The following is a 25,048-nucleotide window of genomic DNA, read 5'->3' as shown; positions in this document are numbered from 1 at the left end:
ATTCCCCAGCTAAGCCGCAATGAGCGCTGTCACCCAGCGCCATATGCGGTCAAGGCCAATCGGAATCAAAACTAAGTACAGTGTGGCAAATGCCGCCACCTTGCGGCGGCTGGCCAGCACGGCCTCATATTCGAATCTTTGAACAATATGCCTGGCTTGAAGCCAGCGCACGACGGCTGGCCAGCGCCAAATAATGAGTAGTGCTGCCAGACATTGCGCGATTGCTCCAATATCTCGTACTGACGATGTCCCCTCAAGAAGGCTCAGAAGTTTATGTTCCTGTCCGATAAACGACTGCGCTAGTGCGCCGAGCAGCCCAATGAGCAGGAGAAATCCGGCCAAACCGATGGCGAGCCATATCAGTGCTCGCCACAGCCAGCTGCGTTTTTTGGTGAGAGAGACTTGTGTCATAGTCCAGGCACCCGTCCACCCACTGCTGGGGCAGGATCAACAGGGTTGCCACCCGGTACGTTCAGTGATTGTGTATCAATGGCGGACTGGGTGTTGATGATCGACAATGCCGTCTGGGACGTCAGATCCTTGCGGATCCGAGCCTCATACATCAAGTCGTCAATGTAGCCACTTAAGCGATCGACCGAAGCCTTGGTGTTTTGGATAGCATCTCCTGCGGCCGTAACCTCCGGTAAGGTCAGACCTGTCATCAACACGCTACGCGCCACCAACGCTTTATTGATCACCCGGTGCATCGCCATTTCCTGAGCAATGCGGTTCACAGCGATGCTGCGGGTGTCAGGCGGCATCGCCCGTAATGAGTCAAGCAACTGGGGAGATACGGCAAAGCCAGGAGCTGAGATTTCTGCGAGATCGGCATAAGTGGCCGAGTTCGATGGGTTGGCCATTGCCTCAAGCTTAGGCTGGACGAAATCGACTTCGGCTTCATATTTGGGCCCCAGGCCGCTGGAGGTCACGACCGTGGTTGGGGCGGGGCAGTGATGTTGCCCGCAGGTATAAACCTTCTGATCCCCAAGGACTTCGGTAGTCCATTGGGCAAGTTCTGCCGGTGATTTAAACGCACGAACCAGGCGAGAGTTTTTCTCGGCAGGTGAGTTACTGTAGTCCGTGGTCTCTGATGCTGTGATTGGTTTGTTGAGGGTAGCGTTATAGCCTGCCACAGAGAGATCTCGCACCGGCTCAATAGGTCGGCCTCCTACACCCCCGGCATTTTGGCCAAAGACCCATGGCACTCCAGCTTTGTTCGCCTCTTCATTTTTCTCAATGTCGATTTTCGCCTGGTAAATATCGCCTTGCGCAGAGGCCTTGATCTTCCAGCCTTCGCCTTTGGCCATCTTGATCCAATCTTCATAGGGGTTCTGGCCCGCTTTGACCATGGCCTCCATCTCTTCGCAGGATTTAAGGCTGGCCCCAAGCAGGAGATCCACTTTTTGCGAATAGTTTTGGAAAATCTGATACAGGCCTGGCTGTGCCCGTTGCAAGACGTACAAGGGGAGGGCAGCGATACCAGATTGAATCGCCCCAGTCACCGTCTGGCCCAGATTGTTGAGGTTGTTCATGATGTTGGCCCAAGATAGGCCTATATCAAACTTGCCACATGAATAGTTCAGTCGAGCATTTCCTCCAAAGCCTAAGTTGTGAGCGACCTGGCCGCGATAATTTGCAGAGCCGCCGGGCGAGCCGCCTCCCATTCGGTAATACAGCGAAGAGCCGCGTACGGGTTGCGCGTAGGCGTCGGGCATCACGCACATGGAGGTCAACGCAAGAGCCAGCATCATGGCGGCTGGTTTCAAGCGCGGTGTGAACGGGCGTTGTGGTTGTTGCATAGATATTCTCGTCCTTCGCTTAAGGGATGCTGTATAAAAACTCACCACGGATGCGGCAGCAGTCATAGTGGTTCCACATATTCCACATATAGCCATCGGCACCATCGGTTTTGTAATCGCCAAAGCTGGCCAGGCTCATTGAGTCATCTGCACCAAAGGTCATGCAGGACCGCTGAGCGCTCGGATAGATCATCTGCCAGGTAGTGGGCTTGGAGGTGGGGAAGTACTTGTAGCCACTACCGGGTTGCAGACGCTTGTAAATGTGGGGCTGTGCCGATTGCGAGATGATGCTTCCGACACGCGTGGCCAGCACGGCGGAGGCCTTTACTGGGTGTGACTGCACAAGCTCGCCGTTACGTGGGTATATAGGCCCCCAGGTAGTGGAAAGGGGCGAGGTGCTTACTTCCCCTGTACCAGGCACCCATGATTGGGGGTAGAGCATCTCTAGCGGCCAAAAGCCTCGCCAGCTCATCGCGTCCATGTCTGACTGAAAATGCAGATTGAACACCGACGCTGAGCCGGGGCAGAACATCTCAGATAGCCCACCGGAGGCACCCAGGCGCTGAGCGATCTGCACCATGTCTCTGATTGGCCCAAGATCTGCACCCACCATATCGACGCCGGACAAGCCAATGGCTTGGGTGCTAACGCTTCCACCAAAGACATTGCCCAAATTTCCAATTGATGAGCTCAGCTCGCCAAGTTTTGCCGGAAATGCAGAGACGGAGGAAATGATGTCTGCTGGTGCATTGGCCATGGCACGGGCTGCTTCGATGAATTCGTTGCCCAGCTGTTGGGGGACTTGCCGCCAAGACTGCGCGATACGAGGCAGTTCTGTGCGAGTGAAAGCCAACAATTCGCTATAGCCCGGAAACTGGAATGAACTGCCAAAGCTGGGGATGTAGCCGCTGGCGATGCTGGCAATCAAGCCTGCGGGGTTACCAATGGCGTCCGCACTTTTATAGGTAGTCACCTCTGTGCCCTCGCGCTGTGTTCCTGCTGATGCGTCGATCGGGGCGCCGACTACGGCTGATCCCACTGAGGATATAGCTGTCGCCAATGGCTTACCCACCTCAGCCCAAGGGTGAGCCAGAGGATCGTTGTAGGTGCTGATCACGACATCGGGCACGTAATGTGCAACCCGAACCGACGTCCGGATGAAGCAGCCAATGAGCGGGATGCAAACCAGCCAGACGCAAATGCCTTTGACCTGATAGGACGTGCAACTGGGGAGTGCTGCAACCGTATTGGTGACGACGCCCGCCGTGGTTGTGGCAGCTGTTGCTGGAACAGGCCGCAGCGCGGTTGCCAGCACCAGCAAACTAATCGCAAGCATGTGCCGAAAGCGCAAAGTGGTGATTGACATGAGTGCCCCTTAATTTTGGCTGTCACGCCAGGCCATAAGCGCCTGGTCAACGTCGATATAGCCAAAGACTACATAGCGTTGGTTGATGACCACCGCTGGTAATCGGTCAATCTGATAACGCTGCGCGCGTGCCAGGCCGTTAACGGCACTCGCGACCATGGGTTGGATCATTTGTCGTAAGCGGGCTTTATTGTTGGCAACCCATAGACGTGCTTCTGCTTCGTCTTGTGGCATACCTTCATTCATCTGAGCTTCGAGATTATTCATTGCATCCAAGCGGTAGATGGACAAGGCATAGTGTGGTGAAGTGCTTGGTGTTACCGGCATGGCAGTGTTGGCAAACACCTCTACGGTCATGACGCCTGCGTACAGATCTTGGTTAGGCTGTTGCGCAGTCGCTGGTGTGACGACGGCAAGCAGTGCCGTCGGAACCGCGATGCAAGCCGTGAGACGAGAAACTCCTTTGCTAAGTGAGCGTATCTTGATCATGCGCGACTCCGCGCAAGCTCTTGTGCCACCATTTGAGCAGCCCCCATTTCGTTGATTCCATGCTTTTCCATCAGGCGACGTCGGTGTGCTTTCTCATGGCCCTCAGTCATGGCCAATGCAATCGGGAGAGCTGGAGGGACGTTGCGAAAGAGCATCTGGCCGGTCGCGGAAATCAGAACCCCTTCCGTGTATTTCGGCGGCTCTTTTTGGGAGGATTCCATCATGGCTCGCTGCTCGTTGGTGAGCGACCGAAATCGCACCACTTCTTCAATCTCTGCTTTGTCCATGGTCAGTAGCATCCAGTACTCACACATCGAGAGCACGCGCTCCATGGAGTCGGGGAAGTCTTTCAGGTTTTGTGTGGCAAGCCAGAACCAGGTATTGAATTTGCGCCACATTTTGGTGCCCTTGGCTATCTTGGGGCCAAGCAGCTCATTGGTTGTGATCAAGTGGCCCTCGTCCGTAAGGAACACCATCGGGCGACCAGAGTGTTGGTTCAGCTCGGCACGGGACTGTACTGAGTCGATGAGGCTTGTGTACGCAACTGCCAAGGCATCTTCATAGCCGTCTTGAGTGAGCGTACCCATCTCGACCAGAGTGACGTCTGCATCTGGCCAGTCCTGTCCCTCACGATTGAATAATTTGCCTCGCAGCGCCTGGGTGAAGGTCATCATGGACTGACCCATTTCTTCGGCGCGGGCCCGCCGAGCCGGTGACATGGTCTGGTCCTTATTCATGTGCATCAGCTGCAGGGCCACATCTTGTGTCAACGGGTGCTTGGCTCCCCGTTCTTTGCAACTGATCGCGGCCATGATGATGGCACGTGATACCAAGTACCGGTCGGCTCGACTCATCTGTGCGACTTCGTCCGCTTCACCGCCTGTGATCATCAGGATCGCGGCAATCAGCATCTCGCCCAGCAAGTCTCTTTTATCCAGCTCGTCGTCCTGCTCTTCGTCCTCTTCCCTGGCCTGGAACGTTTCATGAAAAGACACGTCGGCAGTCGACGGCTCATCATCTTGGCCAAGCAGGGCATTGAGCAGTTCGTCATCGGGCAGACCTGCGTTGCTTCGTGCCTGCTGCTCGGCCGCCACAAAACTCTCCATCACTTCACTATCATCTAGTAGTTGGTACGCATGAACGAACGGTGGCAAGGACACTTTTGCACTACTGTTCAGTTCAACTTTGTAGGTCGATAGCCCTCGGTCTTTAAAAAAATCCACCAAAAGACCGAAGGAGTTCCCGGCATCGACAATCACCAGCCGTGGCCGATGAATGGCCATCGTCATCATGGCGATGTAGTTCAAGGTGGCCGATTTACCGGCTCCGGTCGGTCCCAGCACCAGCATATGCGCGTTCTTTTTACGATCGCGTTTGTTGAGCGGATCCACAAACAAGGGTTCCCCGCCGCGATTCCAGAACCACATGCCAGGGTGGGGTGTGCCACGGGCACGGCCATACAGCGGTAAGAGACGCGCAATATGGGAGGCGAAGGTCAGACGGGATCGACGAAGTACCTGGTTATCGAAGGCGGGGTCATAGTTAAACGGCAGAGCACGCATGAATGTGTCCAGCGGGACCAGGTCATGCTGATTGCTGATGAACTTCAGGCCTGATGGGATCAACAGCGCATTAATCGTGTTGATGTTGCTATCGAGTTCATCTGTGCTGGTGGCAGTCGCGTACAGGGTCACCATCATTGGAAACAGGTGGTTGCCCCGAACTATTTCATTCAAAACGTTGGTGCATTCCCGGTAGGTTTCGATGGCCTGCGCCGTCTTAGCGCGTGAGGCATCCCGGATCCGCTCAATTTGTGACTCTACGACGTGTTGCGGCGCGATGGTAATGGACACTGAGAGCATCGAACCGGGAGGTAGCCGATCAAAACGTGCAAATCGTTCCTTGCCATTGGCCAACTCGGCCGTGAAGTGTCCGATTTCTGGCTGCTTGCGCATATTTTGCAAAGTCAGCGCTTTGACCGGTACGCCATCAAACTCAAATAACCCTTGCTCCAGGTCCGAACGGGGCTCATTGATACTCAACAGCTCAGACAAGTCCCATCCAAAAATGGGCGTGTCCTCGTCATCGGTTAACGGGGTGTCGCCGGGATAGGGTAATTCACGCATCATTTGCGTGCCAGGCGCCCAGGGTAGATCGCGGTTAAAAAACGGCAGTAGCCACTCATAGAGGTCTTTGCCGGTGCAGCGGCGAACGGCTACACCGGCTTCGGAAAACGTGGCCATGATGGTGTTGGCCACCGACTCGATTTGCTGCACCGGCGTTTGTGGATCATCGGCTGCACCGCCAAATCGACGATACAGGCAACAACGAACACGGCGGATTTGCCCGCGCCAGACTTGACCGGTGACAAGCGTATCGGTGAACAGGCCATTGGGTTGCGAGACATTCGACAGGTGCGAGCGCACTTCGTCCAATACCGCCTGGGTAAAAGGCGAGTTAAGGATCTCCTGGCCCAGGCCATCGTCCTTGTGTTGCTCCAGGATATAGTCGGTAAAAGTGTCATTAAGATGATCCAGGTTACGGTCATCATTGACAAAAAACTGAGCAATCCACGGTGCGCCGTTGACCGATGGCATGGCTTGCAAGGCCTCCTGAATCTTCTGGGCGTGTTCATTCAGGATTTCGATAGGCATGGCCTCGGTCGCAATGGGCGAGAGCTCAAACATTGCCCCGAGGGTATTGCCATCACGCAACACAAAAATGCGCTCATCGGGGGCATAACTGATATAGGGCAGCATGTCGGTAAACGACGGTGGCCGCAGGGCCATGCGTCGACGATCTGCAACGGTCTGGCCAGGAGGCGATGCCTTTGCGGTGACTTGAGGAGCGCGCTTACTGCCTGGTTGCGCTGCACGTTGACGCGTGAATCCGAGCAAGCTGGCCACATTAGCGATCATCTGCGCCTCCCTTTTTCTTGGCGCTGGATTTAGCCTCAAAGTAGTCACCTCGCCACTGCAGTAAATCTTGGGTGACCTCACCAGGTAGCGCATACTGTGTCTGGTCGTACATCGGGAAGACGGTCACGTAGCCTGGAACCGGATACTGGCCCTTGGCCAGATGCGGAAACACCACCATTACCAGGTCAGGATTTGGCAGCCGAGCAAATCGCTGGTTCATGGAATCAACAGCTGACCAATATCGCTGGGTTAACTCATCACCTGGATTAATCGGTCTGGCTTGAGTGCGCTCACGCATCCGTTCATGGGGGGTGATGCGTGACTGACGGGTCGCTTCGTTTCGATAGTCAGTACCTCGGTAGACGTCCAGTACGGTTGGCGAGTCTTTAGTGACCTCATTCAGAGGGGATTCGCGATCCATCATGACGGTACAACCGCTTGCCATCGAAGTGGTGAACAGGACCAGCGCCAGGCGTTGGGCAGTTTTATTCCAGACCATAATGTGCTCCACGAGAAATCTGCTGCGTCCCTTGCTGGCGGTAGACCAGCTTGCGGGCGTTTGGCATCTTGTCAATTTGCAGTTCTTTATCCAGGTGAATGACCATCTGCTTGCCAGCCGGGGTTACAACGGCGTCAAAACTATTCTTGAGGCGGGAGGTCATCCAGGCGACGACTTCATTGGTTGCGCCAGAGGCGGCTTGTCCCATGGCGTAGCTGCTACGCGAGCCGGTGATTTGAGAGGTGGTATTTCCTGTTCCCAGGTTGTTCGAGACGGTGCGCTGGGCATCGGAGAACGCTTGCGCAGCAACATCCAAGCCCTTGAGCGCAGCCAGATCGGCCAGATAGGCCGGTGCATTGGTGACGAATTTGCCAGGAATGCAGGGGTTCCCATGTACGTCTGAGATGTAGCCCAGATCCTGGGTAGTGCCGCTACCATTGACGTTGGTATTACCCCCGCCTTTGGAGCGCTCAGAGATGGTGCGAACTGTGCCATCATTAAAGACAAAGGTGATCGAGCGCACTTTTCCTTCTGAGCACGACAGCGCCATATCGCCGATCGCGACGCCAGTGACGATCATCCCTTCAATGTCTGCTGGTAATTCAAAGCCATTGGCTGCCAGGTTGTCGCGGCCGACAATCGCTTTAAACTGCATCGGGTCAGTGACACGGCCATCAATGGGCACACGTCCGATGAGACTGGTCATCGACACTGCGCCGACCAGTGTCGAGTTCTCGGGAACAGTAAAGTACGGAATCGGTTCAGGCTTGGCGGCTTGTGGTGCTGACCGTGTTTGTGTGGCGGTGGGCCTGGACACAGGGCCCATGGAGCTATTGGCATATGCCTGATTACCACTGGTGCGGACATAGCGCGTAATGGCTGGGCCATCATTGCCATTGCGGCCCTGCTCGGACTGCGTTACCGCGCTATACCCCATGGGAGGTAAAACACGGTATGGGCCTGATGAGGTAACAGTCGGAGTGGGCGATTCTGTTCCTAGGGAAAATGATTGCTGTGGGAGCAGGGGAGTTGTTCGCGCCTGAGCAGCTCGATTGGCTGCTTCGGTCTCAGAGCGGGCCGGTGACATTTGAAAGGCGCGTGAAAACGTATCGACTGCTTCGGAGCCACGCTGCAACGTTAGGTTGACAGCGCTTTTGGCGCTTGTCTCATCGCCAGTTGGATCGATCGAGTCCGTCCGAGGTCCGTCAAGGTTGAGTGTGTCGCGCTGTTCTTGTTCGATTCGACGCGAGACCGTCGCATTAGCGCCTCCCATGCGCTTATTCTCAGCGATGAGTTGATTGTTCATCTCGATCACGCGTGCCACATCACGCCGCAACTGTTCATTGCTGGCGGTGACGGTGCGTAGGGTTTCGGCGGCGTTGTCGTTGTCCGCTCCTTGCGCGGTAGGCAGTGTGGCACTTTCAGGTGTAGGAATGGAGGTCAATACCGAGTTGGTAGATTCTCCTGAACCCGTAAATTGCCTGTATATCACCACGCTGACTATTAAGACGGCGACACCACCGAGGATGGGGATCAGTTTGTTGCTGGACGTGCTGCTCATGCTGTTGTTCCTTTATTACCGGCAGGCTTCAAATCGGCGCTGGCACACCAGATAAATGGCGGTGGTGTCCGTCTCGGAACCGGCTGGGCCAATTCGACCGTGCTGCGCGGTGGCTGCAATCCATTGGCCGCGCACTTGCTCAAGTGGAATCTCCAAGGGGTTATGTGACCGGTTCTTGATGAGAACGGCTGTCACATAGAGCTGGCCAGAACGCCATTGACCGACGGGGGTGGATACAACATTGACGCCGCGTATTAGGTTGGCAATTGGCTCAGCAGTGACTTCGACCTGCTGCACACCAGAGAATGGCGTGGCAAGCCGCTTTGGGGCATAAAGCTGGCGTGCGGCGTAGCGGGTGAGCTGGACCATATCTGTCGGTGCCGATTCCGCCATTTGCTGGCTCAATGTGTGTGCATTGGCCATGCTGGTCGCTTGCGCTGCCGCTTGGGAGGCGGGACCATCACCTCCGATCCCCTCTGTACCAGGCGATGATGAAGCAACGACAAAAACCTGAAGTTCGCTACGGGCACTGGCTGTTGTGCTGTCGGCAACCAGATCGAAGGGAATTTGCTGCCCAGAATCAATGAGCTCTGCAATGATTCGCACGGGTGTGAACTGCTGGAGGGCCGTGATGTACATCGTGCGATCAATGACTTCGATTCGGGCAATCTTGGACATATCCGATGGCACATGCAGGGCGGCAGGCGCAGGCAAAGTAATCATGCGTTCGATGCCCACAGGCAGTGGCGCACGTACTGGAGCTCGATTAAACACGGCTCGCTCGACGCCATGCGGTTTGTTTTGTGGCGGTTTGCGGATGGTCGTGCCGCTTTCGTCCTGATTATCCTTGGCCTGTTGAATGGCCGCATCCACAGTGCTCACCACCATAGCTTGGTCACCCATTACATTGACGCTAGGGTTTTGATACTCAGCGTTAGAGGGTGAGGAGCCAAGATTGGGAATCTCTCCCAGATCGGGCGCGTTATTCACTGCTGCGTTTGTTGCAGAACCCACATTGACACTTGAGTTGACGCTGTCAGGGGCTGGAGCAATAAGATCTGCTGGTACGCTCTCCAAGTTTGGCCCCAAGTCTCGCACTTGTGCCTGTGCGTACTGGGCCAGCCCCAAAAGGGCGCAGGCCAGAGCTGTTTTGCGAATGCTAAGAATGGCTTTCATGGATGACAATCTCACTCGCTTTGAGGTTGGACGGGTCGCACCTGGATAGGTGTCGGAGCGGGGTCGGTCACGTTGGTTGCCGGGTCGGTGATCGTGCCGGGCAATGTGGCGGGCACGATTTCTGACTCAGTTGGCAGCTCGGGACTTTGGTTGTTCTTCTGGACTGCGGCGACTTCGTCAGGATTCAGGCGGGCAGGGCGGTTGTTGCCATAGCAGTCAATGGCCAGCTTCCAGGGGTTTTTCTCGGGGTCAACGTCATATCGCACGACACGCATCGGATACCGGATGTAGATGTCTTTGATTTGTTGACCACGAAATGTCTCTTGCAATTGCATGTCGAGCAGTACTGTCCAGGTGTTGGTGCCTTGCGAAATGACTCGTCTGGGTGAAAACCCAAACCCTGGAATCTCGGTCATGATGCGTGTGCGTGAGCGCAACTCACCGGCTCTATCCCGTGTGTTCATGTCGTTCTCTAGCTGAGCGCGACAAGACGGGGTGATGTAGGCCTGGTAGTAGTAGATTTGCTTGCCGTAGTCCTTGTACCCGTCGGCTTGCCAGCGGTTGACCTGCTGCCAGATGTAGTAGGCAAAGCCATACACATTGACGTCAGGGACCGGCGACTGGCCGTCGGTCACGGTGACGACATCCCCGCCTTGAATGTTGGGGTGCAAATTGACGTCGATTCGATGCGGTGTGCGGGCAGCAAAGTACATACCCACAGCCCCAAGAGCGGCGACAACTAAAACAAGTGCGCCCAGTCTTTTATTTGTCGCCTGAACAGTGGCCAGGGCGTTTAAATATTTTGAACTCATACGTTGTTGCTCGCTTTATCCGCTATCGGTGTCACACCTTGAGCAGCGCAAGAAGAGGGGATGGCCGTTTCGCTCGTAGAAACAACGTTCTGACGGGACGGTTTAGGGTTGAATGAAGTGGACAGGCTAAAGGGCAAGGTCCGGCCCAAGCTCCAATAACCGTTGTGGCGGATGAATTTGGCTTTCACCCACCCACGAGAGGCCATCCAGTGGTGCATAGCCTGGTTGTAATAGCCGTCAGGACGGTTGCGCTTAAGTCCCGCCAGGTATTTAGAGGCAAACCACAAAATGACTAATGGTCCAAATAGCATGATGGCCAAAAGTGTTTGCCAGAAGCCGGTTATGGCCAGCAGTACCAAGCCCAGCAGCAGACACACCACGACGGAGATCAGACCGATGATTTGTGCTTCATCGACCGTCATACCGTTCAGAATGGCTGGTTGAACATTCACGCGATCGGTTATCGGCGTAGCGATGCCCTGGGTAACTTGCTCATCTAGCTGTTCAAGGTGTGGGGCAGAGGGCTTGCGAGCCATATCGACTTTTCCCCTTTACCCGAGCGTGGCGATGGCATACGTTGCCATGGCAACGAGTGCAATGGCCAACACGCCACCAGTAATCACGTACTCTTTCAGGTCACTGATATCAGCTTGACCGCGGGTGTATTGGTTCCACTTCGTGATCGCACCCATGACGACTTTCAGGAAAAAGTAGCCGACAAAGATCATGGCCAGAATAGTGATGCCCTGTTTCCAGTAAGCGCCCATCGCTCCAAGCCAATCGCCATCGGCAACTTGAGCCCCGTCAATGCCAGAACCCGGTGTGGGCATTGTGGGCAAAGCCGCCCTGGCAGGTGACGAAAGTAACGCTACAGCAGGGATCAAAGCGGCTTGCGCGAAGTGACGCTTGGCTTTTTGCCACCCCGCTCGGGGTGCCGCCAACAGAGCGTTCAGTGTGGTCATAGCTAAACTCCGTATGGTTTGATGTGTTAAGAAGTCCTGTGAGCGTCAAACCAACACCCACAGGATTAAGGACAACAGCACAACTAATTTGACGCAGGCCCAGACCACCTCTTCTTGCTTGAGTTGGTTCTCCCGGTAGTTCTCTAGAGCGGCCATTACCAACCACGCAAAGAACAGAGCCACAGCTGCTACCGTTATGACCGTCAGCACGATCTTCATGGCGTTTGGGTCAACACCCGAGCCCGCTGCAAACGCCTCTCTCATGCTCGAACCCATCTGCGCATTGTTCATGCCCATAAGGAGATCTCCTGATGCTGCGTCATTGGCGGTAGTCGCCTCGCAGTGGCTCGACCGGACGCGGCTGCATAGGGGCATTAAGGTGTTGTTGAATTCCCCGACGCATCACGTCCAGGTCATTGATTAACCACTCATATCGAAAATTGACCCGTTGAGATGGAGGGGCATCACGAGAGGCCGCGGCCACCATCTGCTGCACGACGGCCAGCTCGTTTTCAATCCGTGCCAGACTTTCGCGCTCACTATCGGCATCCCCAGCCTGAACGGTGGCGCACGCGACGAGCATGAGCGCGGCTACCCAGGCGCGATGAGTCTTACGTTCTGAGGGGCCAGATTGCTGTGGTTTCATTTCTGTCGTTTCTCCAATGTCGTGATGTGAGCGAGAGGCGCTACATATACTTTTTGAGGGAAGCCACTGTGGTGCTGAGCGTTGCAGCGACCAACGCGGTGAAAATCAGAACCATGTAAGCGGGGTTGAAGCCGCCGAAAGGCCAGGTCAAATACAGACCGAAACCTCCAGTCAGTGCCCAGGCGGTGTATCGCTTAGCGTGGTGATATACAAAGGAGGACTCACGGCCGCCGCTCCACCGGCGCAAGTCACGCCGTACCAGGCCATCGACCGCACCCACTAGGCACGCAAGAACGAAGGCTGGCAGCGCATAAAGGGCAATCGAAAGTCGAAGCGCTACATCCATGGCGACATACATGGAAAGCACGAGTACCGTGCTGATAAATTGGCTGGCATCAGCGCCAATCGTTTTCAGCCTGGAGGAGAGGCTGTTGCCGTTTGCCTTTATTTCTTGTGCACGACGAAGGGCCTGTTGACGCTGCATGGCGGGGTCATGGCTATTGGCATACCACTGCAAGATTCCGAACTTCTCGTAAGGCCATGAGATGTAGCCGAGCATCTTGTTTGAGAAGGCCACTGTATTGGGAATAATCAGGCTCTTCGGGGCAGCCTCGATATAGCTCAGGTCCTGCTCCACGATAGAGCGAGCATGGCCCGTGCCTTGGTCCTTCCAAATCGTATGAATGCCGGCCAGTTCTATGAACAATCCCAGCACACACGCTGAGACAGAGACCATAAGCAAACCCATGACCATCTCAAATGTCATCAAAATGGGGCCGCGAGTGGTGGGTTTAACAGGGCGGCTGGTCGAGTTGGTACTCATCCGTGCCCCCTTGTGATCAGGCCCATCGTGTCAGTGTTTATCGCGCTGTTGCTTTGAGTGTCGTCATCGGGGTCAGGATCCTGCACCGCCAGATCAGTGGCGATCATGCCCGTGCCATCGGCGATTGGCTGGCTATTGAGCCAGTTTTCAGTGAACCAGTCGGTTTCACTGGCCCATTGCTCGGAAGTCCGGTAGCGGGCCTTCATTTGCGCGGCGACGTTTTGCAAAGACTGCGGTACAAATTCGTCGTTTCTTGCATCAGCCAACGGGATTCGGATCTTGAAGCGTCGATTGCCTTCAAGTAGCGCAAAGGCTTGGCCTTGCGGTAGTTCCAGCACATCGGCTGGTTCAATCATAGGGACCTTGGTTTTGGTCCAGATATCATCGTTGCGACTGATGAAATCGACGCCGGTGCCTTGGGCGGCGGTGTCTGTGACGCCTGACATTGGCGTGAGATGGACCACCTCGACTTCGGGAACCTGGTCCGTCAGCAGCTTGGCCGTAGTGACACTACGGACGCGCAGCATGACCAGGTGGTTAAAGTTGTCCAGGATCTGGCCCGCTTTGGCCTTATCTCCGACTTTTGCCTCAATATCAAATGCTGACTGTGTGTACGCGGTGATCCGAAAGCCCGAGCCCCCCAGCTTGTTCACCATGGGCACAAATTCAGGGCCTGCAATCTCATTGACCTCGTCAAAGTGCGCACAAATGGTCGGCAACACGATTTTTCCGTCTGGGGCATGAGGGTCCAGTCCGGTCTTGTAGAGTTTGCCGCCCACGCTGACCAAGTCGGCCAGCATGGAATTACCGACCGCAGAGCTGACCACGGAATCAGAGAGGGCATCTAAGCCTACGTAGACCACGCCTCCCTGCCGGATGACGCTCATCCAGTCGAAGATGGGACGCTTATCGGTTTGGTCGTAATAGTCAGGTGAGATCAGTTTGCCTACTGCGCCGGTGGTCAACTTCTCCAGGAATGGCCCCAAGGACGCGATGATCTTTTCGTAGAAGCTGCGTTCATAACTAAAGGCGGCTGCCAGGCCTGCGAGGACCGTATCGTTGATCTTGGCTTCTTTAATGAGCAAGAACATCGCCACAAACTCGGGCTGTCGATCGGCCAAGGCTCTTGGCACCGGCGGGGCGGTTTTGCGGTCCTGCAGCGAGAGCTCAAGGTTGGCCAACCTTACTTCCCAGTCGATCAGACGGCCTTGGCGGGCTTGTTGGGCAAACACCATGCGGGCATAGTCCATGAACAGACCATCAATGCCGGTCACATCTTTGAGCAAAGCTTCATAGGTCGGGACACGACCCAGCGCAACCTGGGCTTGAGCCACAATATTGGTAAAACGCCAGGAGAACTCTTTAAAAGCGGCGGAGTTTCCGCTGCTGGGCAAGGCGTTGGTGGCACGGGTGGCTACCTCAGTGATGCGCGAGAAGTTGCCAATGCCGTTGTACCTGGCCGAGATCTCGGGATAGCCAAGATGGAACATGTAGAACTGGTCCAGGCGGCCTGCGCGTGCGCATTCTGCATACATACGCAGCATCAGATCGGCATCCCCCTTGGGATCGATCACGATGGTGACGTGTCCGGCGTGGATGTCTTGGGTAGCAAACAACTCCAGCAGCCTGGTCTTGCCCACGCGCGTGGTGCCCATGACCAACATGTGTCCATTGCGAGAGGACTGGCGAATCTTGACGGGGGCTTCGTCCATGCTGCCCACGCCATGCACGATGGGTGAGCCACCTAAGTCTGGGTGAGGTTGCAGTGGGTTGAGCCAATGATCAATGCCCGCAATTCCTGCAATGGCTCGCACAATGGGTTTAACCGGGCCTTTGTCTTGCGCTTGCTCGATGGCTTTTGAACCCAGGCTGCGTAGAGCCAGCTCTTTGCCCGATGGACGTACAAAACGCTTGGCCTGCGGTTGCAAGGCTTCACGTTTACGTTGTGTGTGCGCTTGCGACCACTCAAACCCTTCGCCCAGGTAAAACTCGCCCGGTGCCACGGGAATTTTGGCGGGAGCAATTTTCGTGACTTTGTAGTATTTCAGGTGATGGTGATAACGCTTGATCCGCATCGCTTGCTTAAAGCGGACCCCGCCGAAGTACCCCGACCCTGCGGCGGCAACGTAGCCCAAAGAAGGGGGCATCATCAGTGCCCAAGGCGCCAGGGCAGCCGTGGCCGTGACGGACCAGGCCGTTGCCGCACTCCAGATCTCGACAGGCGGACGCAGTAGCGCTTCCAAGACGGCGTTATTTTTCATGCGCTTCACCTCGTTCAAAACCTTCTGAGAAGATGATTTGGCGCGCTTGACCGTCCAGGCCAATCAGCACGGGATAGACCGTCACTCGAGCAGCGGCAAGACGGTTCTGTAACCAGTGGCCGGAATCAGGGACGATTGGTAATGCGTTGGCTTGCCGCTGGATGTCTTTAAAGCGTTTTTCACTGGCTGCGGATACCACAATGACGGTGGCCTGCAAAGAAAGCAGGCGAGCCTGATGGAGCTTGAGCCATTCTTCTGAGCCTTTGTCGTCACCCACAATGGCTAATGTTTGGGTCATCCATTTTGGGTTGAATACTGGAACAGCCGATGGTTTGAGCACGCCAGGTTGTAGCAAGTTCGACGTCAGCGGAAACTGGATACCGGCACCAACACCAGGTTGGTCTGCACCTGAAATCAAGGCCGAATAATAGGAAACAGCCGGAACCGAATCGTCCAGGACGACCGGTGCAGTCTGAGCGTTGACCGAGCTGGAGATCAGTGTGGTCGCTGCAAAGAAGACGAGGGTGAGATTACGGTGCATATCGTCTCCACCCTGTTGATGTGGCCAGCTCAGACTCGTCTAAGCCCAGGTTCGCCAATTTGTTGAATACGCCACGGCTATAGCGATTACCGCGGCTGATCCGTTCTTGAGTGTTTCGTGAGCCCGTGTGGTAGAGCGCCACAGCCAGACGCCAGGAAGCGTTGCGGTCGAAGTGATGGCGCAAGATTTGTGCGCCTACGTCAAGGTTGGGATAGGGGTCCAGAGCACGCTCTAGGCTTTGGAGCTTGTCATTGTGGTAACCCCAGTTCACTTGCATCGCACCACAATCCACATTGCGGATGCCTTTGACATCCACATACTTGCGTAGCGCTTGCAGGGTGGCCTCATAGGATCCATATCGCTTGCCTACACCTCTGACGCAAAGTGTCCATGGATAGGGCAGTGTCTGCTGGCCAAATTTCATTTGCGACTCTTGCAGCGCCACGCCGTAAAGTAGCCACGGATCAATGTTCCAGCGCTGTCCCGCCCAGTCATATGCGCGGGGAGGCAACAAGGACGCCGTCACGGTCGGCGCACCAGGACGGGTGCGCGTGCGAGGCATCTGACGAACATACCCGTGGGGGATTGCCGTCTGTCCTTGGGGTGTGATCTTGGGTTCAATGCGCACAGCCGTATCTGACCAATATGGCCACCACTGCGGGTCCAGGCCTTCGGGCTGCGGCAGCTCCGATTGCGCAGGCGCAGCCAGTGCCCACGAGCGCGTCATGACGCCACTGGCCGTCAGTGCCGTGAGGGCGCCAAGAAACTGTCGGCGTTGCATGGGGGTACCCATCACTTTGCAGAGCCCTGTGCTGGCCCACTTTGAGTCAGAGGTGTGTAGCCCGGAGCGGGGGTCTCGATAATGGCCGTGCGCGGCACGTTCAAAGTATCAGCTGCGCCTACCGTAGCGGGAACGGGTGGGATCTGACTGAAGTTGACAACTGGTTCATTTGGGTAAAGGCGTGCCATCGCTTCAGTGAAAGCACGATTCCATGCCAATGAGCGCTCCACGTCAGCATGAAAGGCGCGTGCGAACATTTCGGCATATTTACGCCGCTCTGCTTCCGAGGTCGCGTGAATACCCAGCGCTTCAATAGGTGAGAGGTTTTCCACCGAGAATGCTTTGCGAGGGCCTTCCAGCAGGGTTTTGGCGCGCAACATTTCTTCGTCGGTTAAGCCCCAAATATTGGCGCGCAGGCGATCTACGGCATCCAGCGCAATCGGATTACGCCCTTGTGACTGCGTAGCATTGGCGACTTCTTCGGTACGCTGCTGAGCTGTGGTCTGGGTTTGCGAATGCGCCATTGCAGGGAAAAACAGGGGCAGGCTGATGGCTGCTGCTTTGATTTTCATAAGGCGCGACATCACTGGCCCTCCACAGTTAATTTGGTGGTTTTTCCGTTTACGAGAAAAGAGGCGCTGCGCTCGGATGCGCTTGCGCTTTGCAGCGTGACGCCGTTGACGGTATCGCCTGGGCGCATCACTAAGCTTTGGTTGTCGCCTGCGTGTGTACTGGCGACGACAACAGAGGGTTTCCCATCCCACATATCGACTGAGACCAGACGAACGCTTGGCTTTGGAGCGGCCTTAGCACGACGTGCGACCGGCTTTTTAACGGGGGCAGGTTCAACAACTGGCACCACCTCTGGTTCTGGTTCAGGCGCAGGTGTGTTCAGAGCTATCAACTGCTCGTTCTGATGCAAGAGCTCATTGAGTAGCTGCCTGATTTCGTTGACATCACGTTGCAGGGACGAGATTTGCACCTCAAATGTTGGTGTTTCTTGAACGGCGTACGAGGCTTGCGATGTTTCAAGGTTCGATGGGAACGACTCTCCGAGATCAATGGAAAGTTCTTGGAATTCCGTTGACTCTGCCGTGTCTATCGGATCTGTTCCCATGGGCATGTCAGAAGCTTTCTCTACATTGCCTAGTTCACTGGTGGTGGGAGCAGGGGAGGGCTCAGAACCCTTTTCCTCATCCTCAACAGGGGCGACCTGGTCTTCGATTTCAGCCAGTGAAGGTTCGGCTGCCGACAAGGCGGCTGTTTGCTCAACCACAGGTTGGTTAAACAGGTATTTCCAGCTCAAGAAAAGGACAGCAAAAAGCACCAACGCCAGGATTAGCTTCCACGGATAGCTTGTCTTTTTCTTGGACGTTGAAGTATCGGCATGCGCAGCGGATGCCAATGGGGATGGTGAAACGCGGGCAGGTTGCGGTTGATTGTCTGGTTCAGGAAAGAAATCGGTGACGGCTTCATTGCTTTGCGCCTCGGTGGCGGGTTCCACTACGGACGAAAACACGGGCTCCACGTTCTGTTTTTCAACGCTTGCCGTTGGTTCTTTGCGAGAGAACAAAATTTGCATGAGTGTTCGCAAGACACCAGGCTTGTTTGGGGTAGCGTCCTCCAACTCACGACGGGAGTCATAGTCGTGCTGATCCAGCTTTTCTTGGCGTTCACGCTCAAGCTGCTGGTCTTGCTCCAGTCGTTCATGTTCCAAGCGCTCTAGCCGTTCACGCTCTAGCTGCTCGGCTTGTTCCCGGCGGCGAAGATCGTCTTGCTGTTGTTGCCATTGTTGATCTTGTTGGTTCATGGTTGCACCCCGCTGATGCGCTCGGTCAAGGGCAACCACGGCTTTTTAGGGTCAACTGTGACGGGGTAGGTTTGGGCCTGGAGCCAATTCTGTGTCAGTTCGACGCCTGACAAAGTCGGCTGTGCCGCTAGACTGATCCACAGTCTGCGACGGATGGGGTCCTCGTCCCAGCGCCAGGTCTCACCTACGAGTGCATTTAAGACATCACGTACACGATACGTGCCCAGCGACCGCTGGGACTCTGGAAGAGGTAAGCGAAGAAACTGCGCGGCTTCTAGCGACAGCTTGGAGCGATCAAGCTGCCAGCCAGTCCGTTTGAGGGTGTACTCAATCGCACCATCAATGGTGGCTACGTCTTGACGTGGGTAAGTCAGTGCCACAAACACAGACAGGGGATCAGAAACGCTATGCCCTGGTGTGCTGGCTTGTGTGCTGTATTGTCCAATTCGCACCTGTGTGCCGTTGTCGTAGGTATCCCCGACCTGGGCTTGGGCCTGCAACGCCAAAACAGCCAGTGGCGCGGCAACAGCGAGTCTAGCCGTCCAGCTCATGAAGTACTCCATCCGATTGAGAATGGCGTTCAGTGTTACAAAGGCACCCCAAGGTGTCGCTCGTTAACCCAAGGTCACGTAACACGGGGTTTCAGCTTGACGAAAACTGTTATGTGCGTTATCCGCGCGGCCTGCTATATGCGTTTTTGAGTAAGTGAAGAAAGGGTATTCAAGTTAAAATGTTTTGCATTGCACAATACAACTAGAACAAGAATGTGTTGACGGACTGCCGGGGCGTCAATCCGCTACTGAGAAAAGGTTGCTACGGGTCAAGGGCCTTATCCAAAGGGCCGCCGTCCACCTAAAAATCCGGTGGCCGTCGGGAAAGGCTTTACAGGTAGGGGAAAAGGGGCTTACGGGTTATGCAGCGCTTCACCCAGGGGCTGGGTGAAGCGCTGCAAATGGCCTCGGCCAGCGTAGCGGGCTGTGACTTATCAGAACTTAACGTTGCGCGCAAGCGAGAACCCTAGGTTACGTCGCACCCGGTATCGCGTTGAGTGATAGCAAACCGCTTTGTAGAGTGGCCGCTATGACTATCCTCGCCCACCTCGCTGAAAACGAGCATCCATACCCCGATCCTGGGTTCCCCCATTTTGGGCGTGATGCGCACGACCGTGCTCATGCGATTTACCGCATTGTCGAGCTCCTGACTGAGCTCGGATTGGCTGAATGGGTCCCCCATTTTTCAGCCTGGCTATCGCGTTATGACGGATTAGAAATTTATGCCGAGGATGAAGATGATCCTCATCTGTGTGTGAGAGAGATTTTGAAGAATCATTGTCAGAACCTGGCGCAAGAAAGCAGCCAGGCCGTAGATCTCGCAGGGCGCAAAGAGAGCATTGTTGAAGATATTTTGCAGCAGCCATTTGTCCATTATCGGGCCCACTGGGGCAAAAATATGCTGCCTGATCCTGATTCAATTCAATGGAATCCACTGCAGATGAGCTGGTTCCATTTCCTGCAGCTGGGCGATCCGCAACATCCCACTGAGTCACTGCATATTTTGCTCACATTGCGACATCCTCGTCCGACTCTGGAGACGTTGCGAGCCCATTTGCTTGAACGTTAGAGCATGACTCACCGCCGAACCCCGCCTTGGATCTCGAAGTTCTCCACTTTTATTCCGCGACGCGCCTCCAGTACGACTAAGCCCGCACCGGTTCCGCCACCTCCAAGCCCCCCACCAGTTCCAGTTGCCCAACGTGTAGCAGGGCGGGAGGAAGGGTGGTTGCGTGTTCTTGAGTCTGATGACTTGATCCGTCTGCTGAAAGCTCAAAAAGCGGTTCATCAAATGTTCCTGCAGTCTCGCGTAGCAGATCCTGTTTTTCGACGAGATTTCATCCCAGCTATCCGACGATATGCAGAATACGTCCAGCTTATGCCTGCCTCAGAAGCACACCATCACGCCCACGCTGGTGGTTTGTTGGCCCATACGCTGGAGATGGTATTGGCAGCCATGACCTGGCGAAACGCGCATTTTTTACCGACGAATGCTCCCGTTGAGCAGATTGACGCCGAGCGCGATCAGTGGACCTATGTGGTCTTCTACGCGGCACTGCTTCATGACATTGCCAAACCGATGACGGACCTACGGATCTTATGGCGAGGCGGGGCGATGGATGAACCGTTGCGATGGAAACCGCTGGCGGGCTCCTTGTTCGAAGTGGGGCAGGGGCGTCTGGATCTGGAGTATCGAGTCGAGTTTGAGCCAAAAGCCAGCCGGGACTACCAGGCCCATAATCGCCTGGCACTGACCTTGCTTCATCAGATTGCCCCAAAATCTGCCTTAACTTTTTTGTCCCAAACGCCTCACGCCTTTGATGCGCTGACTTATTATTTGTCTGGCCACAAGGATGGATTATTGGCTGACATTATCAAACGCGCTGACCAGGCCTCCACCAGCAACGCATTGATGAAGGGCAGTAAGGCTCGTTTTGCGACAGCCAATGCAGTACCGCTGGTGGATTTACTCATGCAAGCGCTCAAAAGCATGTTGCAGTCTGGAACGGAATTGCCGCTCAATCGTACTGGAGCTGCCGGATGGGTGTATGACGGCTCTGTGTGGTTTGTGGCTAAGCGTTTGGCCGATGCCACGCGGGCCTGGATTAAAAAGCATGAGCCTGACGAGTCTGTACCTGGAGAGGCCAAGAACGATAGGCTGTTTGACACATGGCAGGAATATGGAATCTTGCAAGTCAGTCCTCATTCTGGCCAAGCTATTTGGCACGTTGAAATCAACGGGCAAACGCCGGCAACAGAAGAGGGCGCAGAAGCCCATCAATATCGACACAGACTAAGTGTGCTGCGCTTTCCACTGTCAAAGCTCTATGATGATCCAAACTTATACCCACCGGCGATGTCCGGAGAGATCCATGTCCGGGCCAAGCGTGGCGATGATGAGTTTGAAACAGCTGCTGATCCAGCTGCGGTTGATTGTGAGAACAGCGCTGACACAACAGTCATTCAAGCCAAAGCTGCTCCAGAACACATTGATGAAGGAATATTGCCGCAAAAGGTGGCCACAACGGCCAAAACTGCTTCAGCTCGTTCCCAAAATGCAGCACCCAAGCGTAATCTCGTACCAGCAATGGAGTTTAGAAAGCCCAAAAATGCGTCAACTGGCGCAGCCAAGCGTCAAACACCGAAAAATGGCGCAACGCAAAGCGGCAACCAGCCCAAACCTGTGCCAACCTCAAGCAATACTCACCAAACTGCTTCGATTCAGGCATACGACGACGAGACGGTGATTTTGCCAGCCGAACTCGCCGTAGATGGCTTTGATGTTGACGATGACTTTCTGGATGAAGCTGATACAGCATCCAACATTATTCATCGCAGCCCACCGCAAGCGTCGCATAAACCCACGCCTGTGCCAGGCAAAAAATTACATAAACATGAAGCAACAGCCCTAGCTGCAGCACAGGCTAAAAGTGTTGAGCCAGCCTCTGTTGAGCACACACCTGGAGCATTACCAGCCTTACCGACGCCTAAAGCGCCGGTTCTTGAGCCTGAGCCTGCTCCAAAGACACAGGCAAAATCGCAACGCATGTTCAGCCAGGCCAACACCACGCCTGTCGTGTTGACCCCGAGCCTGCCTGAACTACCGCACGAAGCTCCTGTGAAGGAACCCAGTGAAGCCGCGACGGCGTTTATACAGTGGCTGCAGCAAGGCTTGGCCAGCCGTGAGATTAAGTACAACGAATCCGGGGCACCCGTGCATTTCGTAGAGGAAGGCATGGCACTGATTTCACCCAAGATTTTCAAGCTCTACGCGGCTCAAACAGGGCCTGAAGAACAGGCCGACGCCATGGGGATGCAGATTCAGCGAGAGGTTATCAAAGCTGGGTGGCATCGGATGCGGCAAGTAGAAGGTGGTGGCAAGGTCAACATCTTGCGCTACCAGATCATTGGCAAAGGAAATGTGCCGATCGCCTCGCTGGCGGCGGTGGTGTTGATGGACCCGGACCGGTTTGTTTTACCCGTGCCGCCCGTCAATCCAGTATTAAAGTTGGATCGTTGAATGAAGGGGATGTTTGACACAGGATAAAGTGCTGTGCTACCGTCCGATCAGTCGTGCAATTCAACGTTTCGACGGGGTTTCGGTTTAGATTACTGTGAGGTGCCTAACTTCACATAATGCAAAAAACTGCTGAACAGGCTCGTTTTCCTCCCTCGAGGACGGCGGGGAAACATCGCATAATGTATATTATGTAAAGTCGCGAATCGATCAATGTTTCTGGTTGAGGCGCAGTTCCGTTTCGGTCTCCCCTCCGTTTATCTTTCGCCGATTATTTTTACGCCCAAGGTAGTTAAGTTTTCCCTGGCGTGGTTATAGTGGATTGCTAAGTAAAACGGAGCAAAAACACGATGGGCCATGTACTACAGTTTGCTGAACGCGACCCCAGCTTAAGTGATGAGTTGGCCAAGGCGCAGATCGAAACACTGCGCGAAGCCTTGTTGCTCAAACAGTACGAACGGCTGGAAAAAGCCGATCAAACCTTGCTGATTGTGGTGGCCGGCATGGACGGTGTGGGGAAAGGATCTGCCATCAACACCCTGAACACCTGGTTGGACCCGCGTCATGTGCATACCTTGGCGTTCGGCAAACTCAGTGAAGAAGAAGCCATGCGTCCCCTTATGTGGCGTTATTGGAATCGCTTGCCGGCACGGGGTCAGACCGGACTGGTGTTTGGCTCCTGGTATGCACCCCTGATGAAAGAGCTGGCGCGTAAAACGCCCGATCCGGCCAGGATTGCGTTATATACCCACTTGATTAACCGGTTTGAGGCGCAATTGGCCTATCAGGGTGTGCAGGTGCTCAAGTTGTGGTTCCACCTGTCTGCCCAGGCGCAGCTGGATCGTTGTGCCATGCTGATGGCTGACCCCAATACGGCATGGCGCGTTAGCAAGGCTGACCTGAAAGTTCACAAACACTTCAAGACCTTGCGTAACGCCGCCACGCAGACCATCAATCTGACTCATCGTAACTATGCGCCTTGGGTGGTCATCCCCAGTGCGGACAAGAATCTGCGTGATGTGTCCTTGGCAAAAGTGGTATTGCAAGCGATGGACAAGCCTATTGTCCCGCGTCAGGTCAGAGAGCCGCATGCCTTCCCGTTTCGCTTGAATGTTCCGGCCGCTTCCTTGCTGTCCCCTCCCCCTGTAGAGCCTGTGCTCGATTACGACACGGAACTCCTGCATTGGCAGGGGCGTCTGTCGACCGCGGTACGCAGCAAGGCGTTTCGTAATCATTCTCTGGTACTGGTGTTTGAAGGGCGCGATGCCGCTGGCAAAGGCGGCACGATTCGTCGTCTGACCGAAGCGCTGGATGTTCGCATTTACGATATTCATCCTATTTCCGCTCCCAATGCGGTGGAACGGGCACGGCCATATTTATGGCGCTTCTGGCGTAAGTTGCCGCGGCTGGGCGAGGTCGCGATTTTTGATCGCTCTTGGTATGGCCGAGTTCTGGTGGAACGGGTGGAAAAGCTGATTTCCCGGGCCGCCTGGCAACGCTCATATGAAGAAATCAACGAATTTGAGGCGCAATTGCTTGCCAATGGCACGGCCGTGATCAAGTTTTGGTTGGATATTGATAAAGATGAGCAACTCAAGCGCTTCAAGGCCCGTGAGCAAACGCCCTTCAAGAATTACAAGATCACGCCAGAAGATTGGCGCAATCGGGAAAACTGGGCGGCTTATCAACGGGCGGCTGAAGATATGTTTGCTCAGACTGACACTCATATGGCGCCTTGGCATATTGTGCCCAGTAAAGATAAAAAAGCCGCTCGCATCCAGGTATTGCGCACCGTGGTCGAGACTCTGGAATCTTTGGACGAACATATGATCAGCCTGAATGAGCCGGCTTTGGCCGATCAGGTCAGTGAGCAGGTATAAAACAGCGGGCTGCTAATGATCCGCCCCAAATGCAGTCATCCTGCATTTGGGGCGGATTTGTGTGGGAATGGTGGGCGGCCCTGGGAACACGCACACCGGATCGTGATGATGTGTCTTGACGCTACGCTCACAGGCTCGTCAGCACCGCGTTCATTTAGCGCTGTTTGGCCTGGTCCCGCAGTGCGGACGCCGCTTAGAGATCCTGGCTGGCGGCAAGACGAAGTATTTTGTGCCAACGTCGGAGATCGGCGGCATTGGTGGGACGGATATGCCAAGGCTGTACGGGGTTGCGCAGTAGCAGCGTCAAGCCCCTGCCCTGCACTTCAATGGTGTCAATATCCGCAAAAATAAAGGCGCGGCTCCCCTGCCCGGTCTGAATATGGCCCCGCTTTTGCAGGGCATCCAGTCGTAAGGAACCATCAGCGAATGCCAGCTCCACAATGCGTTGGCCATGCTGTTTTTTTCCGTGAATAGCCAGGTGATGACGACGCCAGAGGATGAATGGTGTCAGCAGTATGGCCACTGCCACCAGTAGACTGAGGATAGCGGCCATTACACCCGCGCTGGCGTTCACCCGATTGAAAAGCTGCACGCCGCCCTGCATCAGCCCCGCAAGAATGCCGATTAGCAGCAGGACGACGATAATGGGCATGGCG

The 25,048-nt window shown here is 55.1% G+C and carries 24 protein-coding genes; 3 read left to right on the top strand and 21 right to left on the bottom strand.

Going from position 1 to position 25,048, the window contains the following annotated elements:
- Nucleotides 1–9: 9 nt before the first annotated feature.
- The 20 genes from FE795_RS08955 to pilL2 all read right to left on the bottom strand — a co-directional run bounded on the left by FE795_RS08955 (nucleotide 10) and on the right by pilL2 (nucleotide 18,995).
- The gene (locus tag FE795_RS08955) at nucleotides 10–411 is read right to left on the bottom strand and encodes a hypothetical protein (protein ID WP_219234830.1); all 402 of its coding nucleotides are present in this window, start codon (nucleotides 409–411) and stop codon (nucleotides 10–12) included.
- Nucleotides 408–1,799 (bottom strand): integrating conjugative element protein, encoded by a 1,392-nt coding sequence (locus FE795_RS08950; protein ID WP_219234828.1) that lies wholly within the window; start codon nucleotides 1,797–1,799, stop codon nucleotides 408–410. The genes FE795_RS08955 and FE795_RS08950 overlap by 4 nt, the downstream gene beginning before the upstream one ends.
- Before the next feature lie 19 nt (nucleotides 1,800–1,818).
- The gene (locus tag FE795_RS08945; protein WP_026482545.1) at nucleotides 1,819–3,165 is read right to left on the bottom strand and encodes a TraU family protein; all 1,347 of its coding nucleotides are present in this window, start codon (nucleotides 3,163–3,165) and stop codon (nucleotides 1,819–1,821) included.
- Nucleotides 3,166–3,174: 9 nt separating this feature from the next.
- A complete protein-coding gene (locus tag FE795_RS08940) occupies nucleotides 3,175–3,654 on the bottom strand; it encodes a TIGR03757 family integrating conjugative element protein (RefSeq protein WP_219234826.1) in 480 nt (159 codons plus the stop codon).
- Nucleotides 3,651–6,572 carry a conjugative transfer ATPase gene (locus FE795_RS08935; RefSeq protein ID WP_219234825.1) on the bottom strand — a complete coding sequence of 974 codons (2,922 nt, stop codon included), beginning with the start codon at nucleotides 6,570–6,572 and terminating at the stop codon, nucleotides 3,651–3,653. Before FE795_RS08935 ends, FE795_RS08940 begins: the two co-directional genes overlap by 4 nt.
- Nucleotides 6,562–7,071 (bottom strand): TIGR03751 family conjugal transfer lipoprotein, encoded by a 510-nt coding sequence (locus FE795_RS08930; RefSeq protein ID WP_219234822.1) that lies wholly within the window; start codon nucleotides 7,069–7,071, stop codon nucleotides 6,562–6,564. The genes FE795_RS08935 and FE795_RS08930 overlap by 11 nt, the downstream gene beginning before the upstream one ends.
- Nucleotides 7,058–8,632, bottom strand: a complete 1,575-nt coding sequence (locus tag FE795_RS08925) for a TIGR03752 family integrating conjugative element protein (protein ID WP_219234820.1) — start codon at nucleotides 8,630–8,632, stop codon at nucleotides 7,058–7,060. The genes FE795_RS08930 and FE795_RS08925 overlap by 14 nt, the downstream gene beginning before the upstream one ends.
- Nucleotides 8,633–8,647: 15 nt before the next feature.
- Nucleotides 8,648–9,520 carry a TIGR03749 family integrating conjugative element protein gene (locus FE795_RS08920; RefSeq protein ID WP_230406155.1) on the bottom strand — a complete coding sequence of 291 codons (873 nt, stop codon included), beginning with the start codon at nucleotides 9,518–9,520 and terminating at the stop codon, nucleotides 8,648–8,650.
- 299 nt (nucleotides 9,521–9,819) lie between these two features.
- The gene (locus FE795_RS08915) at nucleotides 9,820–10,620 is read right to left on the bottom strand and encodes a PFL_4703 family integrating conjugative element protein (protein WP_080584946.1); all 801 of its coding nucleotides are present in this window, start codon (nucleotides 10,618–10,620) and stop codon (nucleotides 9,820–9,822) included.
- Nucleotides 10,617–11,156 (bottom strand): TIGR03750 family conjugal transfer protein, encoded by a 540-nt coding sequence (locus FE795_RS08910; RefSeq protein WP_086060447.1) that lies wholly within the window; start codon nucleotides 11,154–11,156, stop codon nucleotides 10,617–10,619. The genes FE795_RS08915 and FE795_RS08910 overlap by 4 nt, the downstream gene beginning before the upstream one ends.
- Before the next feature lie 15 nt (nucleotides 11,157–11,171).
- On the bottom strand, nucleotides 11,172–11,582 hold the full coding sequence (locus tag FE795_RS08905) for a DUF2976 domain-containing protein (protein WP_081045521.1): 411 nt from the start codon (nucleotides 11,580–11,582) through the stop codon (nucleotides 11,172–11,174).
- A gap of 45 nt (nucleotides 11,583–11,627) precedes the next feature.
- Nucleotides 11,628–11,879: a DUF3262 family protein gene (locus tag FE795_RS08900; protein ID WP_021446579.1), complete on the bottom strand. Its 252-nt coding sequence runs from the start codon at nucleotides 11,877–11,879 to the stop codon at nucleotides 11,628–11,630.
- Nucleotides 11,880–11,901: 22 nt separating this feature from the next.
- On the bottom strand, nucleotides 11,902–12,228 hold the full coding sequence (locus tag FE795_RS08895; RefSeq protein ID WP_094196721.1) for an integrative conjugative element protein, RAQPRD family: 327 nt from the start codon (nucleotides 12,226–12,228) through the stop codon (nucleotides 11,902–11,904).
- 40 nt (nucleotides 12,229–12,268) lie between these two features.
- Nucleotides 12,269–13,051: a TIGR03747 family integrating conjugative element membrane protein gene (locus FE795_RS08890; RefSeq protein ID WP_003799956.1), complete on the bottom strand. Its 783-nt coding sequence runs from the start codon at nucleotides 13,049–13,051 to the stop codon at nucleotides 12,269–12,271.
- Nucleotides 13,048–15,312 (bottom strand): type IV conjugative transfer system coupling protein TraD, encoded by a 2,265-nt coding sequence (gene traD / locus FE795_RS08885; RefSeq protein WP_219234817.1) that lies wholly within the window; start codon nucleotides 15,310–15,312, stop codon nucleotides 13,048–13,050. The genes FE795_RS08890 and traD overlap by 4 nt, the downstream gene beginning before the upstream one ends.
- Nucleotides 15,302–15,853 carry a PFL_4695 family integrating conjugative element protein gene (locus FE795_RS08880; protein ID WP_219234815.1) on the bottom strand — a complete coding sequence of 184 codons (552 nt, stop codon included), beginning with the start codon at nucleotides 15,851–15,853 and terminating at the stop codon, nucleotides 15,302–15,304. Before FE795_RS08880 ends, traD begins: the two co-directional genes overlap by 11 nt.
- Nucleotides 15,843–16,634: a transglycosylase SLT domain-containing protein gene (locus tag FE795_RS08875; protein WP_230406154.1), complete on the bottom strand. Its 792-nt coding sequence runs from the start codon at nucleotides 16,632–16,634 to the stop codon at nucleotides 15,843–15,845. Before FE795_RS08875 ends, FE795_RS08880 begins: the two co-directional genes overlap by 11 nt.
- A gap of 11 nt (nucleotides 16,635–16,645) precedes the next feature.
- Nucleotides 16,646–17,218 (bottom strand): hypothetical protein, encoded by a 573-nt coding sequence (locus FE795_RS08870; protein ID WP_219234813.1) that lies wholly within the window; start codon nucleotides 17,216–17,218, stop codon nucleotides 16,646–16,648.
- Nucleotides 17,218–18,444 carry a hypothetical protein gene (locus FE795_RS08865; protein WP_219234811.1) on the bottom strand — a complete coding sequence of 409 codons (1,227 nt, stop codon included), beginning with the start codon at nucleotides 18,442–18,444 and terminating at the stop codon, nucleotides 17,218–17,220. The genes FE795_RS08870 and FE795_RS08865 overlap by 1 nt, the downstream gene beginning before the upstream one ends.
- On the bottom strand, nucleotides 18,441–18,995 hold the full coding sequence (pilL2, locus tag FE795_RS08860) for a PFGI-1 class ICE element type IV pilus protein PilL2 (protein WP_086060454.1): 555 nt from the start codon (nucleotides 18,993–18,995) through the stop codon (nucleotides 18,441–18,443). Before pilL2 ends, FE795_RS08865 begins: the two co-directional genes overlap by 4 nt.
- Before the next feature lie 529 nt (nucleotides 18,996–19,524).
- Here pilL2 and FE795_RS08855 point away from each other — a divergent pair.
- From FE795_RS08855 to pap, 3 genes are all read left to right on the top strand, one after another.
- Complete coding sequence (locus tag FE795_RS08855; RefSeq protein ID WP_131071802.1) at nucleotides 19,525–20,064, top strand: hypothetical protein; 540 nt, start codon at nucleotides 19,525–19,527, stop codon at nucleotides 20,062–20,064.
- A 159-nt stretch (nucleotides 20,065–20,223) separates the two neighbouring features.
- Complete coding sequence (gene mobH / locus FE795_RS08850; RefSeq protein WP_219234810.1) at nucleotides 20,224–22,515, top strand: MobH family relaxase; 2,292 nt, start codon at nucleotides 20,224–20,226, stop codon at nucleotides 22,513–22,515.
- Between the two features lie 347 nt (nucleotides 22,516–22,862).
- Nucleotides 22,863–24,392 carry a polyphosphate:AMP phosphotransferase gene (pap, locus tag FE795_RS08845; RefSeq protein ID WP_059317621.1) on the top strand — a complete coding sequence of 510 codons (1,530 nt, stop codon included), beginning with the start codon at nucleotides 22,863–22,865 and terminating at the stop codon, nucleotides 24,390–24,392.
- Between the two features lie 193 nt (nucleotides 24,393–24,585).
- Here the strand turns inward: pap and FE795_RS08840 are convergent, their stop codons facing one another.
- Nucleotides 24,586–25,044 carry a hypothetical protein gene (locus FE795_RS08840; protein WP_219234808.1) on the bottom strand — a complete coding sequence of 153 codons (459 nt, stop codon included), beginning with the start codon at nucleotides 25,042–25,044 and terminating at the stop codon, nucleotides 24,586–24,588.
- Nucleotides 25,045–25,048 lie beyond the last annotated feature (4 nt).

The sequence above is a fragment of the Alcaligenes ammonioxydans genome, from assembly GCF_019343455.1.
Taxonomy (GTDB): domain Bacteria; phylum Pseudomonadota; class Gammaproteobacteria; order Burkholderiales; family Burkholderiaceae_B; genus Alcaligenes; species Alcaligenes ammonioxydans.
This window is presented reverse-complemented; position numbering and strand designations above follow the sequence as displayed.